The 13,975-nt window shown below is 72.8% G+C and carries 12 protein-coding genes; 5 read left to right on the forward strand and 7 right to left on the reverse strand.

The annotated features are described in order from the left end of the window. Positions 1-138: IS4 family transposase (locus tag VGR37_04190; GenBank protein ID HEV2146594.1), on the forward strand; the 138-nt coding region annotated here is incomplete at its 5' end. A 357-nt stretch (positions 139-495) separates the two neighbouring features. On the opposite strand, the gene VGR37_04195 is transcribed toward VGR37_04190, so the two are convergent. From VGR37_04195 to VGR37_04215, 5 genes are all read right to left on the reverse strand, one after another. Further along, positions 496-771 (reverse strand): hypothetical protein, encoded by a 276-nt coding sequence (locus VGR37_04195; GenBank protein HEV2146595.1) that lies wholly within the window; start codon positions 769-771, stop codon positions 496-498. Between the two features lie 31 nt (positions 772-802). After that, positions 803-1,789, reverse strand: coding sequence for a polyprenyl synthetase family protein (locus VGR37_04200; protein HEV2146596.1), 987 nt, complete (start codon positions 1,787-1,789; stop codon positions 803-805). Between the two features lie 61 nt (positions 1,790-1,850). Beyond that, positions 1,851-4,034, reverse strand: coding sequence for a tetratricopeptide repeat protein (locus VGR37_04205; protein ID HEV2146597.1), 2,184 nt, complete (start codon positions 4,032-4,034; stop codon positions 1,851-1,853). 176 nt (positions 4,035-4,210) lie between these two features. Then, positions 4,211-5,464, reverse strand: a complete 1,254-nt coding sequence (gene hutI / locus VGR37_04210) for an imidazolonepropionase (protein HEV2146598.1) — start codon at positions 5,462-5,464, stop codon at positions 4,211-4,213. Between the two features lie 93 nt (positions 5,465-5,557). Further along, positions 5,558-5,803, reverse strand: a complete 246-nt coding sequence (locus tag VGR37_04215; GenBank protein HEV2146599.1) for a hypothetical protein — start codon at positions 5,801-5,803, stop codon at positions 5,558-5,560. A gap of 216 nt (positions 5,804-6,019) precedes the next feature. On the opposite strand from VGR37_04215, the gene VGR37_04220 reads away from it, so the two are divergent. After that, positions 6,020-8,689 carry a hypothetical protein gene (locus VGR37_04220; GenBank protein ID HEV2146600.1) on the forward strand — a complete coding sequence of 890 codons (2,670 nt, stop codon included), beginning with the start codon at positions 6,020-6,022 and terminating at the stop codon, positions 8,687-8,689. 438 nt (positions 8,690-9,127) lie between these two features. Here the strand turns inward: VGR37_04220 and VGR37_04225 are convergent, their stop codons facing one another. Next, on the reverse strand, positions 9,128-9,370 hold the full coding sequence (locus VGR37_04225; protein ID HEV2146601.1) for a hypothetical protein: 243 nt from the start codon (positions 9,368-9,370) through the stop codon (positions 9,128-9,130). A 173-nt stretch (positions 9,371-9,543) separates the two neighbouring features. Here VGR37_04225 and VGR37_04230 point away from each other — a divergent pair, with 173 nt between their 5' ends. Both VGR37_04230 and VGR37_04235 read left to right on the forward strand, forming a co-directional pair. Continuing rightward, positions 9,544-11,256 carry a hypothetical protein gene (locus VGR37_04230; GenBank protein HEV2146602.1) on the forward strand — a complete coding sequence of 571 codons (1,713 nt, stop codon included), beginning with the start codon at positions 9,544-9,546 and terminating at the stop codon, positions 11,254-11,256. A gap of 166 nt (positions 11,257-11,422) precedes the next feature. After that, positions 11,423-12,346, forward strand: coding sequence for a S1/P1 nuclease (locus VGR37_04235; protein HEV2146603.1), 924 nt, complete (start codon positions 11,423-11,425; stop codon positions 12,344-12,346). Between the two features lie 76 nt (positions 12,347-12,422). Here the strand turns inward: VGR37_04235 and VGR37_04240 are convergent, their stop codons facing one another. Further along, a complete protein-coding gene (locus tag VGR37_04240) occupies positions 12,423-13,337 on the reverse strand; it encodes a DMT family transporter (protein ID HEV2146604.1) in 915 nt (304 codons plus the stop codon). Positions 13,338-13,572: 235 nt separating this feature from the next. On the opposite strand from VGR37_04240, the gene VGR37_04245 reads away from it, so the two are divergent. Further along, positions 13,573-13,950 (forward strand): hypothetical protein, encoded by a 378-nt coding sequence (locus VGR37_04245; GenBank protein ID HEV2146605.1) that lies wholly within the window; start codon positions 13,573-13,575, stop codon positions 13,948-13,950. The last annotated feature ends 25 nt before the right edge of the window (positions 13,951-13,975 follow it).

Genomic DNA, 13,975 nt, shown 5'->3' on the forward strand with positions numbered 1-13,975 from the left:
GAGATCGCCTCCTTCGGCGGCTTCCTGGGACGCAAGGGTGATGGTGAGCCGGGGGTCAAAAGCCTCTGGATCGGGCTGCGCAGACTCTTCGACTTCACTCTCGCTTTCCAGACCCTCCGAGATGTGGGTAATGCGTAGCCCGCAAGCGGGAGAGGGGCTTTTCTCGCGTGCTACGGAGGCGAGGCGCGCGTCCTCGGCGGGGCCCCCACCCGGCTCGCTTTAGGCTCGCCACCCTCCCCCAGTTCTGGGGGAGGGCTTCCTGTCAGCCGCAGCCGTAGAGCGAGTCGGCGGCGGAGCCCCCCTCCCCCGACCCCACCCCGCAGGCGAGGGAGGGGAGAACGGCGCTGGGCGTTGCTGTTCGCTCTTACGGAGAGAATGAGGCGAAGAGAAATCGCGCAGATCAAGGCGCCCGAGCACGGCGACTGAGGCGTGGTTGTTTCACGCCGCAGGGAGCCGCGCGCAGGGCAACGCAGAGCTGCGCGATTTATCGAGCCGTCACAACCAGGTACGGGCGCCTAGGGCGACGACTAGGACCCCGATCACGGTCAGGAAGTTCAGGTGGAACACCAGCGGACCGAGCGTCACACCCACCGCCACCAGGTCGATCACCAGGGGGCCGAAGGCCGCGGCGACGGAGGTGGTGAAGAAGGTGCGCGCCGCGCTCTGCGGCATGAACTCCACGGCGAGCTCGGTGAGGAGGGCACCGAGGACCATTCCGACGAGGATGACCAGGAGCAGGCGACCGGCACGGCGGCGTACGGCGACGTTCATCTCACCCCCCGACCCATGTGAAAGACGCCGCTCAGCGGCGGCGCTCGATGGCGTACGCGATGCTCGTGCGCAGGGCGTCCAGCGCGGGCCCCTCGGGAAGCCCCTCCAGCGCCTCCTCCGCGCGACGGGCGTACTCGAGCGCCGTGCCCCTCGCATAATCCAAGCCGCCGCGCGAGCGGACGATCCCGACCACCGTGGCGATGCGCGCGTCGCTCGGCTCCGGGTCCCGGAACAGCCCCTCCACCTCGGCCCGCTCCGCGCCGTCGAGCGAGGGGAGGACGGCGATGAGCGGGAGGGTGACCTTGTGCTCGTGCAGGTCCTGCCCGGTGGGCTTCCCGGTCACCGCCTCGTCGGCGGTGTAGTCCAGCAGGTCGTCGGCGATCTGGAAGGCCATCCCCAGCTCGCGCCCGAAGTGCGCCAGCGGCTCGCGCAGCTCGGCGTCGCCGGCCAGGGCGCCCAGCTCGCAGGCGGCGGACATGAGGGACGCGGTCTTGGACGCGATCAGCCGGAAGTAGTCGTCCTCGCCGAAGTCGAGCGCGTCGTGGGAGGCGAGCTGCCGCATCTCGCCCACCGTCATCGCGTTGGCGGCCTCGGCCAGGACGCGGATCGGCTCCACCTGCCCCAGCCGGGTGATCTCGGTGAGGGCCCGCGTGTAGAGGTAGTCGCCCATGATGACGGCGACCTGGTGGCTCCACACGGAGTTCACGGTGGGCATCCCCCGGCGCAGGACGGAGTGGTCCACCGCGTCGTCGTGCACCAGGGTCGCCAGGTGGACCAGCTCCAGCACCGCGGCCAGCGTCTCGGCGTCCCGGCTCGGCCGCCCCCCCACCGAATTGCAGAGCAGGGTGAGGGTGGGGCGGAAGAGCTTCCCGCGCACCTTCAGCAGGTGCTCGTTGACCTCCGTGACCATGCCGAAGTCCGCCAGGACGACGCGGCGGATCTCCTCGAACACGGAGTCCAGCCGCTCCCGCACGGGGGCCTGGATCTCGGAAAGCCTCGGGGGCGCGGTGCGCAGCATGAGCGAAGTAGCCTGTCGGGACCGGGGGAGGGCGGAAAGCTAACCGGGCCCCCGGGGGTTGTCAAAAACGTGAGCCGGGAGAGGAGGCGCGGAGCGACTCCAGCCGGGTGAGGGCGTCGCGGAAGCGGATGTCGACGGCGAGGACGCGCTCGTACAGCTCCCGTGCAGCCGCCGCGTCGCCGAGCGACTCGTGGCAGCGGGCGAGCTGGTAGACGACGCCCACCAGGTCGGCCTCCGTGGTCCCCGGGATGCGCAGCGCGCGCTCCAGGACGCGCACGGCGACGGCGCTCTGCCCCTTGTCCACGAAGCAGCGCCCCAGCAGCTCCAGCGTGGCCAGCGGGCTGGCTCCGCCGCGCAGCGCCACCTGGAACTGGGCGATGGCCTCGTCCACCAGCCCCATCTCCATGAAGGCGAGCCCCAGGTCGTAGTGGCTGGCGGAGTCCTCGGCGGCGATGTTCTCGTTGACCTTCTGCCGGAACACGGCCAGCATGTCGGCGAAGTCGCGGTCCTCGTCCCCGGTGGGCTCCTCCTCGTCCACGACGAAGCGGGTGGTGGTCTCCGCCGGCTCGTCCTCCATGATCAGCGAGCCCAGGTCCACGTACTCTTCGGCCGGGGGCGCGGCGCCGGCGGGCGGGGCAGGCGGCTCCAGGATGCGCCGGGCCTCCTCGTTCCCGGGGTCCAGCTCCAGGACGCGCTGGTACACGGCGCGCGCCTTGGGGTCGTCCGCGGGGGTGCCGAGGTGCCGTCCCAGGTCCAGGTACGCGCGCACCATCGCGTCGGTCTCGCCGACGCGGAACGCGTACTCCACCTGCTTCTGGTAGACGGCCGTGTCGTCGGGGCGGCGCGCCAGGAGCGAGCGGACGGCGCCGAGCGCTTCCCGGTACAGCCCGCGCGCGGACAGCTCGCGGTGGGCGGCCGCGAGCGCATCCGCGGCCTCGCCTCCCCTCCCGCGCTCCTCCAGCTCGTCCACCAGCCGGTGCAGCGCGGAGGTGTCCTCGGGAGCGGCGGCGACCCGCTCCCGCAGCGCCTCCACCACGTCGCGCGGCGCGGGGGGCGCTTCCGGGGCGACGTGGAGGCCGCCCCCGAACGCGTCGTCGCCATCCGCTCCGGCGTCCAGGTCGAGGAAGGGGAGCGGCTCCGCTCCGGCGTCTTCGTCCTCGTCCTCGTCCTCGTCCTCGTCCTCGTCCTCGTCCTCGTCCTCGTCGTCGAACGTGGGGAGCCCGTCCAGCATCGGAAGGTCCTCCGCGGCGGCCCCGGTGCCACCGGCGGGGGGCTCCGGCTCGTAGAGCGCGGTGTGCTCGATCTCCAGACCCGAGTCGAGGAGCGGCAGGTCGTCGGCGTCGGCATCGTCTTCGGCCGCGTCCTCCTCTTCCCCGCCCCACGTGGAGTAGCCCTCTGCGGTCTCCAGCCCCTCCAGCGCGCCGATCTCCCCGGCGCCCGCTTCGTCCGGGGTAACCGGGAGGTCCAGCCCGGGGAGCGGCTCCGCTTCGGGCTCGACGAGGCCGGGCTCGATGCTCCCGTGGAACTCGAGCGCGAACGGGTCGTCGTCCGTCTCCGCGGCGTCCGGCTCGGCGTAGCTCACCCGGAAGTCGTCTTCCGGGGCGGCGCCGGGCGCGGCGGCGCGGCCCCGGGAGGTGAGGTCGGCGTGCGGGTCGATGGAGAGAATCCGCTGCTGCACCTCTTCGGCCCGGCCGTCGTCGCCGCGGGCGCGGTGGTGGTCGCGGAGGATGAGGAGCTGTTCGACGGCCTCCGGCTGCCGGTCGTGGGCGAGGAGCTGCTCCGCCAGGAGCAGGCGGACCTCGGTGTCGTCGGGCGAAAGGTCGGCGAACTCGGTGAGCGCGGTGAACGAGGCGTCGAGCTGCCCGGCCCGCTGCATCCGCGCGGCGTACTCCAGGAAGTTCTGCCGGGCGTCGGCCAGGAACCCGTTGGCGGCGCTGATCTGCCCCAGCTTCAGGTACACGGAGGCGCGCGCGGGGGCGATCCGCAGGATCTTCCGGCAGAGGGCGATGGCATTGTTGTGCAGCCCGGCGTCGGCGTACGCGTCCACCGCGCGGTCGTACGCTTCGACGGCGCGCTCGGACTGCCCGACGCGGGTGTGCAGGTCGCCGATGCGGTTCCAGAGGCCGACCTCGACCTCGTCGGGGGCTTCTTCCACCAGCTGGAGGTAGACGTCGAGCGCCTCCTTCCACTGGTCCCGCTGTTCGAGGGTGCGGGCGCGCTCCCTGAGCTTTGCGACGTTCGCCATGTGGGGCGTGAGGGGAACACCGGGGTATGCTCGACCGCGGGCACGGCGAGCCGGGAACAGCGACGCCGCCGGGGCGGGCTCCCCGGGCGGCGCTTTCAGACTGCAGGCGCCGGAAAATAACGGCTTTGCGAAGCGGCAACAAGCAAGCGCCGCCCGGGAGGGGCCACCCCGGGGGCTCAGACCACCCGGCGCCCCCGCTTCCACACCCCGGCGCAGACGGGTGCGGCCAGGCGGTAGGGGATCTCGGCCACGCTCTGCACCCGCCAGAGCGCGAGGTCGGCGGGGGCTCCGGGCGCGAGCGTTCCACGCCCGTCGGCGATCTCCAGCGCGGCGGCGCCCCCCGCGGTGGCGGCCCGCAGCGCCTCGGCGGGGCTCATCCCCATCCGCGAGCAGGCGGCGGTCATCACGAAGGGGAGCGAGGGGGTGGGCGAGGAGCCGGGGTTGAAGTCCGTGGCGAGGGCGACGGTGGCGCCCGCCTCCAGCAGCGCGCGCGCCGGGGCGAACTTCGGCCGCCCCAGGAAGAACAGGGTCGCAGGGAGCAGCGTGGCGACGGTGCCGGACACGGCGAGCGCGCGGATCCCCGCCTCGGAGACGTCGCCCAGGTGGTCCGCGGAGGCGGCGCCCAGCTCCACCGCCAGCTCGGCGCCGCCGCTCCCCTCCAGCTCGTCGGCGTGGAGCTTGGGGCGGAGGCCGTGGTCCAGGCCGGCGCGGAGGATCCGCTCGGTCTGCGCGCGGTCGAAGACGCCGGGCTCCATGAACACGTCGCAGAAGCGCGCCAGGCCGGCCTCGGCCACGGCGGGGATCATCTCCTCCACCAGCAGGTCGACGTACGCATCCCGCCGGTCGCGGTGCTCCGGCGGGAACTCGTGCGCGCCCAGGAAGGTGGGCACCAGCTCCACGGGCTGCATCTCCGCGAGGCGGCGCACGGCGCGCAGCGTCTTCAGCTCGTCCGCGGTGCTCAGGCCGTAGCCGCTCTTCACCTCGGCGGTGGTGGTGCCGTTCAGGAGCATCTCGCGGAGGCGGGGGAGCGCCATCTCCACCAGCTCGTCCTCGCTGCGGGCGCGCAGGTCGCGGACGGAGGCGTTGATCCCCCCGCCCCGCCGCGCGATCTCCATGTACGGCACGCCGGTGCAGCGGAGCACGTACTCGTCCGCGCGCCACCGGCCGAACACGGCGTGCGTGTGCGAGTCCACCAGCCCCGGCGTCAGCACGCCGCCGGCGCAGTCCACCCGCTCGGCGTCCGGGTAGCGCGCGAGCAGCTCGTCCCGGGGCGCGACGGCGGCGATGCGGCCGTCCTCCACCGCGACGGCGGCGCCCTCCTGGACGGCGGCCGGGTCCTGCCACTCGGTCGACGCGGCCGGGCCGGTGCAGGCGGCGACCTGCGCGGCATCGACGAAGACGAGGGTGCGGGCGGGGGTCGGCTCGGGCATGGGGGACGGAGTGCGAAGTGCGAGGTGCGAAGTGCGAAACTGCCCGGGGCCGGGGCCCCTCCCCGCAGGGGGGGAGGGGCGGGCCGGTGCGGGTCAGGAGCTGCGGTTGGAGCCGTCGCGGTCGTTGTCGAGCGATTCGCGCTCCACGTCCGCCGAGCCGCGCTCGTTCGGGTCGAGCGCCATGTCCTGGCGCTGCTCGGTCCGGTTCGGCCGGCCGGCGAACTCCGGGCGGCTCCCCACGTTCCCGCCGCCGGTGAACCCCTCCGTCGTCCCCTCGCGGGTCTCGCGGCTGGAGTGCGTGATCGGCTCGCGGTCGTCGTTGTTCTGGTTCTGGGCCATGCTGTCCTCCTGGTCACGGGTTGCGCCTGCTCCGCGCTCCGGGGCGGGGGTGGTCTGGCCCGCAAGCCGTGTTCCGGGAAGGTTCTGCGTGTGGCGGTCGGGGGTGGGGGTGCCCCTGGCGGAGTTCTTGCGAAAACCACGGCCGGCGGGCTACATGCTAGGCCCGTGCGACCTGCCGCGTCAACTCGACGCCCACAGACAGACCGGATCCCGAACATGGTCGAAGTCTCCACGACACCCCCTTCCGAACGCTTCCCCGGCCGCCCGCCCGAGGGGCGCCTGGTGGTGATCGCCCCCACGCGGGCCTCCTGCGAGACCATCGAGATCGGGGTGCAGCTCACGGACGTGGAGACCATCCTGGAGCGCGAGCACGGCGGGGAGATCCGCCAGCTTTCACGCGAGGGGAAGGGGTTCGGGATCGTGGCCGGGACGGGGACCGGGAAGACGCTCGCCGTGCGCAGCATGGCGCAGGAGATCGTGGGGCCGGAGCTGCGGGTGGGGGTGGTGAACCGGGAGCGCGAGGCGACGCCGGAGACACCCACCTGGAACGTGGTGATCGTCACCACCGGGATCGCGCGGCGCTGGCTGCAGGACGACCTCATCACCGCGGACGACGTGGTGGTGGTGGACGAGATCCACCAGACCTCGGCGGAGCTGGAGCTGTGCCTGGCGCTGGCGAAGCGCGCGGGGTGCCGCTTCATCTGGCTCTCGGCCACGGTGGACCCGACCTTCTACCGCGAGTACCTGGGCTCAGCGGAGGTGATCGAGTCGTCGGCGTTCGACCCGGCCAAGGCGGCCCGGGTGCGGGTCTCCAACACCGCGTCGCCGCTGGACTTCCTCTCGGAGCGCTTCCTCCGCCACGTGAAGAAGGAGAAGCGCGGCGTCGCGGTGTTCGTCCCCACGCGGGCGGGGACGGAGCAGGTGGCGAAGCAGATCGGGGAGAAGTGGCCCGGCATCTTCCCCGAGTACTACCACGGGGGGGAGCCGGTCGCCAAGCTGGCCCCCTTCCTGGGCGGGGACGCGCCGAAGCCATACGTGCTGGCGATGACCGCGGCGGGGCAGTCGGCGCTCAACATCCGCGGGCTGGACACGGTGGTGATCGAGGACGCGCAGTTCACCACGCTGGTCAAGAAGGGGAAGCGCGTGCTGACCCGCCTTCCCCTCGGCGCCAACGAGATCCTGCAGATGGCGGGGCGGGTGCACGGACGGGTGGAGGAGGGCGAGGTCTACATCCTCTCCGAGCGCGACATCGACTTCGCCAAGCTGGAGCCGACGGAGCCCAACTTCCAGCTCGCGGGGGACCCGGAGCGGGTCGCGATGACCTGCGCGGACATGGGCGTCCGCGCGGACGAGCTGGACCTCCCCGTGGCGCTGGACCGGATCGCCTACCGGCGCGCGGTGGAGACGCTGGAGGGCCGGGGGCTGATCGCCGGGAACCGGCTCACCGACTACGGCCGCAAGGTGGAGGTGCTCCCGGTGGACCGCCCCTGGGGGGAGCTGCTGGTCCGCAGCCCGGAGTCGCTCGTCCCGGTCGTGGCGACGTGCGCGAGCATCGAGTCGCTGCACCGGATGCTCCGGCAGGACAACGACATCGGCCAGTACGTGGTCCCGGGGAGCGACCACCTCACGGCGTACCGCATCTACGAGGACGCCCTGCGTACCTGCGGGGCGCTGGGGGTCGTGTACGGCCTCCCGCGGCACGTGTTCAGCGACGAGGCGCTGGCCGACTGGGCCGAGGAGCGGGGGGTGCTGGTGCGCTCCATCGAGGACGCGGCGCTCGCCATCGCCTCCATCTACCGCTCGCTGGACGTGGACCTGCCGCGGCACCTTCCGCGCATGAACGACGAGCTGCACCGCGGGTGGCAGCGGCTGCTGGCGGAGGTGATGCCCTTCGACCTGGTGATCGACCAGGAGACGAGCTGGGGGGAGGAGGTGCGCGTCTCCCAGAGCAGCGTCTGCGGAGCGTACGGGGCGGTGGCCGGCGAGCTGCGCTACTTCTCGGACCGGTCCGGGCGGCCCCGCGGCGCGATCGAGGGGACGGAGATCCCGTACAACTACCTGTGGGAGTTCGCCGAGGGGGGCGAGCCGGAGATCCTCTACGACCCGGGGCACCGCCGCACGCCGCTGCGCGTGAAGCGGGTGCGCAGCTACCAGGGGTTCGAGCTGGACTCGGAGGTCCAGGGGCTCGACCGGTTCCCGCCGGAGCTGGCGGGCGCGGCGCGCCGCGCGCTGGCGGAGGCCATGGCGGCGGGGTCCGCGTACCACCCCTCCATCAAGCACAACCGGGAGACGGTGAAGGAGCTGCGCGAGGTGTACCGCCGCTCGGCGGGGGCCACGCGCGACGCGAGCGAGAAGGAGCTTGCGGAGTACTGGATGGGGCGGCTGGAGGGGATCGGCTCGTACCAGGAGTTCATGGACGCGGACCTGAGGATGGAGGCGGACGAGTGGGTCCCGGCGGAGGAGCGGGCCAAGTGGATGGCGCTCCCGGGCACCATCACCCTGGACGACAGGGAGTACCCGCTGGACTACGGCTTCGAGGGCGACCAGCCGGTCGTCCGGGCGCGCATCCCCGCCAAGGCGCTCCGCTTCCTCGACGACGAGGACGAGCTCCCCGAGTTCGACCGGCCGCTGCACTGGACGGTCACGCGCGGCAAGGAGGAGGCCGTACGCGCCCCCACCCTGGAGGAGGCGCGGATCCGCCTAGACACGGCGCGCGCGGAGCATGCCCGCGCGTGGAAGGAGCAGGAGTTCTGGGAGGAGGTGGGCGACAAGCCGCGGCGCGGCGGGCAGCGCGGACGCGGGGGGAAGGGCGGGAAGCACGCGCACGCCGGGCCGAAACCCCCGAAGCGCGGGCGGGGTGGCGGACGGGGGCGGAAGCGGCGGTGAGGGTGGGGGCGTCGGGCCCACCTCGCCGGTGGGTGCTCAGCGCATTGCTCGCGGTCGGGCTCGTGCTACAACCCCTCTCAGGCCAGGAGACGGGAAACGCCCTTCCGGCCGCCGACAGCGCCCCCGCCGATTCGGCCCACCAACTGCACGCGCTCCGGCCGCCGGCATGGATCGCTCCCCCGCCCGACACGCGGGAGCCGTGGCCCTTCGGTCCGAAGAACCGCTACGCACACCGGGGCGCTGGTCGGAGCGGCGGTGGGAGTCGCCGATGGGCTCCTGACGGACCGGAGCATGGTCGTGGGGGGCTTCCTCCTCGGGTTCCTCGGCTACGTGGTCGGGAAGTTCTTCGACTGACGGAGGCGGGAGCGACGGTAGCGAAAGGGAAAGGGGAGGCGGCTCGGTGCCGCCTCCCCCGTTTGTTCATGCCTCCCCGGTGATTCAGGGAGCGACCGTGGTGTCCACGGCGTTCCCATAGGGGGGGCCTGCTCCCCGTTGGTTGATGCTGTCGCCGATGACGGGCGGGGCCGGCTCGATCCCGTCGCCCGGGGTGCCGATCCCGGTGGTCCCCTCGCCCAGGTCGGTCTGCTCGTCGCCGATGGCGCCGCCTTCGTTCTCGCCGCACGCCGCCGCGCCGAGCATCGCGAGCACGGACAGGGTGGAGATGGTGCGTCGGTTCAGCATGTGCCTGCCTCGCTGGAACGGGTGTTCGATGGGCCGGTCGCGGCCGGCTGCGACGGGGGGCAAGATGCGCGCCCACCGGGCCCCGCGCCCTTGCCGTTCCTGGATCCCGGGCTAAGATCCAGGGGTACACCGGCCGACACGACGTGCCGGCATCCGACCCCCTGGAGACTGCCATGCAACGAGTTTCGTACGCCACCGCCGCCCTCCTCGCGCTCGGGCTCTCCGGGTGTGCGGGCCGCGCCGCCGAGGAGCCCGCCGCCGCGCCCGACCCGACGCCCGCGCCGGCTCCCACCGCCGCCGCGCAGGCTCCCTCGCAGCAGCCCTCCATCCGCGACCGGCTGAACAAGTACACCACGGTGCGCCTGACCGCCGACCTCTCGGGGCTGAGCGCGAAGGAGCGGCAGATGATCCCGCTCCTGATCGACGCGGCGCGCGAGCAGGACGGCGTCTACTGGCACCAGGCGTACGGGAACCGCGACTCGCTCCTGGCCCGGATCACCGACCCGGAGATGCGTCGCTTCGTGGAGATCAACTACGGGCCGTGGGACCGGCTGGCGGGCGACCAGCCCTTCGTGCCGGGCGTGGGCCCCAAGCCGGCGGGGGCGAACTACTACCCGACCGACATGAGCAAGGAGGAGTTCGAGCGGGCGGTCGCCGCCGGGGGCGCGCGCGCGGACTCGCTCCGCAGCCTGTACACGCTGGTGCGCCGCGACGCCTCCGGCCGGCTGGTGACGGTCCCCTTCCACCGGCAATACGCCGAGGCGCACCGCCGCACGGCGGAGAAGCTCCGCGCCGCCGCGGCGCTGGCGGAGGACCCGGGGCTCAAGCGCTACCTGGAGACCCGCGCCGCCGCGCTCCTGGACGACGAGTACCAGGCGAGCGACCTGGCGTGGATGGACATGAAGAACAACACCCTCGACGTGGTCATCGGCCCCATCGAGACGTACGAGGACCAGCTCTTCGGCTACAAGGCGGCCCACGAGGCGTACGTCCTGGTCAAGGACCAGGCGTGGAGCCAGCGGCTCTCCCGGCTGGCGTCGTTCCTCCCGGCGCTGCAGCGCGGGCTCCCGGTGGACGCGCGCTACAAGCAGGAGACCCCGGGCTCCGACTCGGACCTGAACGCGTACGACGTGATCTTCTACTCGGGCCAGGCCAACGCGGGCTCCAAGACCATCGCCATCAACCTCCCCAACGACGAGGAGGTGCAGCTCCAGAAGGGGACGCGCCGGCTGCAGCTCAAGAACGCGATGCGGGCCAAGTTCGACAAGATCCTGGTGCCCATCGCGCAGGAGTTGATCGCGCCGGCCCAGCAGCCGAACGTCACCTTCGACGCCTTCTTCGGAAACGTCATGTTCCACGAGGTGGCGCACGGGCTGGGGATCAAGAACACCGTCACCGGCCAGGGGACGGTGCGCGAGGCGCTCAAGGAGCGCGCGTCGGCGCTGGAGGAGGGGAAGGCGGACATCCTGGGGCTGTACATGATCCAGCAGCTCAACCGGCAGGGTGAGCTCCCCGGCGAGGACATCCGCAACAACTACGTGACCTTCCTGGCGAGCCTGTTCCGCTCCATCCGCTTCGGCGCCGCCAGCGCGCACGGGCGGGCCAACGTGGCGACCTTCAACTACCTGGCCGAGAAGGGCGCCTTCGCCCGCGGCGCGGACGGCCGGTACCGGGTGGACTTCGCGAAGATGGAGGCCGCGATGAACGACCTGGCCCGGGACATCCTGGTGATGCAGGGCGAGGGCGACTACGCGGGCGTGGGCGAGTTGCAGGAGAGGTACGGGAAGATCGGTCCCCAGCTCCAGGCGGACCTGAACCGGCTCTCCACCCGCGGGATCCCGGTGGACATCGTCTTCGAGCAGGGGGAGTCGGTGCTGGGGCTCTGACGCCTCCCCGACCCCGCAGGCCCGGGCATGGCGTCAACGGCGGCTCGGGCTACATTGTGGCGCAGCAGCTCCTGGAACAGGGGCCGGAGCGCCCGAATGTGCAGACGGTGAAGCTGTAGTTACGGCGCTCCGGGCGGCGGGCATCCAATCCACCGGAGGAGGAGTCATGAAGCGACGCTGGATCGCGGCCATGGCGCTGGCGGGGCAGCTCTTCGCCCTGCCGGCGCACGCCTGGGACGAGTTCGGGCACCAGGTGATCGCGCGGATCGCGTGGGAGAACATGAGCCCGCAGGCCCGGGCGGCGGCCGCCGCGCTCCTCTCCAACGCCCCGGAGGGCTCCGGCCTCCGGGAGATGTTCCCCGCGCGGGGGACGGACGCGGCACGGCGGCGGACCTTCTTCGTGGAGGCGAGCACCTGGCCGGACGTGGTGCGCAGCGACCGCTTCCCGGAGCGGCGGAGCCTGTACCACCGCTCCAACTGGCACTACGTCAACTTCTTCTTCGAGGAGACGCCGCAGGGCCCGCGCGACCGGCCCGACCTGCGCCCCGACACCGTGAACGTCGTGGAGCGCCTGGGCGTGCTGCAGCGGTGGGTGGTGGACCTCGACCGGCCGTCGGCCCAGCGCGCGACGGACCTGGCCTGGATCCTCCACCTGGTGGGCGACCTGCACCAGCCGCTGCACTCGGTGGCGCGGGTCACGGCGACGGAGCCGCGGGGCGACCAGGGCGGGAACCTGTTCCGCCTGGACGGGAGGAGCACGCTGCACTCGTACTGGGATGGCGCGGTCACCCGCGCCTACCCCGCCCGGCCGGGGGAGGCGGAGCACGCCCACGTGGACCGGGTCGCCCGCGCGCTCATGGAGCGCCACCCGCGGAGCGGCTTCACCGAGGCGCAGCTCGCCCAGGGAGCGTACGAGGCGTGGGCGCGCGCGGGGCTGGAGACGGCGAAGGCGCAGGTGTACGACACGCCGCGCGGGCAGGAGCCGGACGCCGCGTACCGGGAAGCGACGCGCGCCACCGCCGAGACCGCCGCCACCCTGGCCGGGTACCGGCTGGCGCGGCTGCTCGACCGGACGCTGGCGGGCCGCTGACCCGGCGGGCGGCGGCGAGAAGGGGGTGCTCCCGGCGGGGCACCCCCTTTCGCGTCTCACCCGGGGACCACCCCGGTCAGGCCTCGACGTGCTCCTGCTCCGCCGCTCCCTTCCGGCGGAGCCTCGCGCGCCGGCCCGTCCAGGCGGTGAGCGCCACCCCCGCGAAGATCAGCCCGGCCGCCGGAAGGAGCCGCGGCGAGAGGCGCTCGCCGAGCACGGGGCCGGCCAGGATCGCCGTGACCACGGGCTGGAGGTAGATGTATACCGAGACCACGCTGGACTCCACCCGCTGCAGCGCCCACACGTTCAGGTAGTAGGCGAGGACCGTGGGGAGGACGATGATCCACGCCAGCGCCGCCCAGGTGGTGGCGGACACCGGGCCGCTCTCCGCCAGGAGCGCAGGCGCGCCCCAGGGGGCGATCCCCACCGCGCCGAAGACGAAGACCCAGGTGATCACCGTCAGCGGGTCGTAGCGCCGCACCAGGTCGCGCGAGATCACCAGGTAGGTGGAGAAGGCCACCACGTTCAGCAGCGCCAGCAGGTTCCCCACGCCGCTCCCGGAGGTGAGCTCCACCCCCACCAGGTAGAGCGCCCCGGAGGCGGCGAGCCCGATCCCGAGCCACTTCCCGCGGCTGGAGGTCTCCCGCCGCAGGAGGATGGCGATGAGGAGCGTCGCCGCCGGCCCCGTGGTCTGCAGCGTCTGCGCCGCGGTCGCGGTGGTCATCGTGAGCGCGGTGATGTACAGGAGCTGGTTCGCCACCACGCCCAGGAGCGCGTACAGCGCCAGCCGGGCGTAGTCGGCCCGGGTGTGGACGCGCTCCCGCACCAGGACCAGCTGGAGCACCACGAACAGGAGCGCGGCCCCCACCACCCGGAGCAGGGCGAGCGAGGGGCTGGAGAGGTCGCGCAGCGCCACCTTCACCGCGACGGGGAGGGTGGCGAAGATCACCTGTGTGAGCAGCAGGACGACGTAGACGGGGGACAGCTTCACGCGGGTCCCGCTCGTCGGGGCGAAACGAAGCGTCCGGCCCCCCGGCGAGGGGGCCGGACGGATCGGAGGATCGTACGGTCGCGGCTGCGTTCACGGTCGTTCGGCACGGAGAGAAGCTTACCTCCGGCACCCGCGGCTGTCCACCCCGCCCGGCGCCCTTCCCCCGCCCCCGTGGGGCCCGTATCTTGCGCCGCCACGCAGCACCCAAACCCTGAGACCGAACGCCGGAGGAACGATGGCGCAACACGATCACGACCACGAGGACGGAGAGGGCGAGAACTTCGGGATGGCCCTGGGCTTCCGCATCTTCGAAGCCGACGGAGACGTCTACCTCGCCGAGGTGGAGATCACCCCCTACGTGGACGAGCCGAACGCGCTCGGCGCGACGCTGGTCTTCCACCCGCTGAACGGCATCGACCCCACGGCGCCCGAGCAGGACGCCGACGCGCCCGCCTGGCCGGTGGACGTGGACGACGACCTGACGCGCGACACCGGCGACCCCATCCCGGAGCAGTTCCTCGCGATCGCCCGGCAGGCGGGGCGCTTCACCGAGGACCAGCTCCGCGACTACCTCGCCCTGGCCCGCGAGGCCGCGGAGGCCGAAGGCGAGTGACACGGCCGCGGGGGGGGGGGGGGGG

The organism is Longimicrobiaceae bacterium (genome assembly GCA_035936415.1).
GTDB lineage: Bacteria > Gemmatimonadota > Gemmatimonadetes > Longimicrobiales > Longimicrobiaceae > JAFAYN01.

Bases quoted from the DNA above. Each gene is read 5' to 3' on its own strand.
- VGR37_04220 (HEV2146600.1), top strand. From the start codon at position 6,020: ATGGTCGAAGTCTCCACGACACCCCCTTCCGAACGCTTCCCCGGCCGC.
- hutI (HEV2146598.1), bottom strand. From the start codon at position 5,464: ATGCCCGAGCCGACCCCCGCCCGCACCCTCGTCTTCGTCGATGCCGCG.
- VGR37_04230 (HEV2146602.1), top strand. From the start codon at position 9,544: ATGCAACGAGTTTCGTACGCCACCGCCGCCCTCCTCGCGCTCGGGCTC.
- VGR37_04200 (HEV2146596.1), bottom strand. From the start codon at position 1,789: ATGCTGCGCACCGCGCCCCCGAGGCTTTCCGAGATCCAGGCCCCCGTG.
- VGR37_04205 (HEV2146597.1), bottom strand. From the start codon at position 4,034: ATGGCGAACGTCGCAAAGCTCAGGGAGCGCGCCCGCACCCTCGAACAG.
- VGR37_04235 (HEV2146603.1), top strand. From the start codon at position 11,423: ATGAAGCGACGCTGGATCGCGGCCATGGCGCTGGCGGGGCAGCTCTTC.
- VGR37_04215 (HEV2146599.1), bottom strand. From the start codon at position 5,803: ATGGCCCAGAACCAGAACAACGACGACCGCGAGCCGATCACGCACTCC.
- VGR37_04225 (HEV2146601.1), bottom strand. From the start codon at position 9,370: ATGCTGAACCGACGCACCATCTCCACCCTGTCCGTGCTCGCGATGCTC.
- VGR37_04245 (HEV2146605.1), top strand. From the start codon at position 13,573: ATGGCGCAACACGATCACGACCACGAGGACGGAGAGGGCGAGAACTTC.
- VGR37_04195 (HEV2146595.1), bottom strand. From the start codon at position 771: ATGAACGTCGCCGTACGCCGCCGTGCCGGTCGCCTGCTCCTGGTCATC.